Source organism: Neorhizobium huautlense, assembly GCF_002968575.1.
Classification (GTDB): domain Bacteria; phylum Pseudomonadota; class Alphaproteobacteria; order Rhizobiales; family Rhizobiaceae; genus Neorhizobium; species Neorhizobium huautlense.
This window is the reverse complement of record NZ_PVBM01000109.1, coordinates 1-454: the sequence shown is the minus strand read 5'-3', so window position 1 is coordinate 454 and position 454 is coordinate 1. Positions and strand designations below refer to the sequence as shown.

At 63.4% G+C, this 454-nt stretch carries 1 protein-coding gene; it reads left to right on the top strand.

The window, feature by feature from the left end:
* On the top strand, nucleotides 1-454 hold a 454-nt coding region (locus C5L12_RS27830; protein ID WP_157949154.1), incomplete at both ends, for a hypothetical protein.

The following is a 454-nucleotide window of genomic DNA, read 5'->3' as shown; positions in this document are numbered from 1 at the left end:
CAAGTGACCTACTGCCTCTCTCGCGCCGGAGACCCAGCCGCAACCGCCGAACTCGAGCCACTCCTCGAACCTCTGCTCCGGCTACCCCTAACACCCGATGACCCCGATCTGAGGATCAAGCAGCAGATCAAGGCATTCGCCATCTCAATCGACGCGCTCCGCAGCGCGAATGCCAACCGGCTCCCCGAGGCAGTGACTCGCATCAGCGAGGCGATCGAACTGGAGCAGGGCCGTCTCGAGCGGCAAGCCCAGTGGCTGAGCCTGCAGAGTTCCTGGCTTCTTCGACTTTGTCGGATACCCGAGGGTGAGTCGGCGCAGCAGCGCTCGTTGGAAGGGTTCGTGAACGCAGCGCGACGCGATCGAATCCCGCAATCCAAGGTCGATGCCTACCGTGCCGCCTTCGTCCAAGATCTGACAAGCGCACGGCACCGATGCGCCGAATCCACCTCAGGCC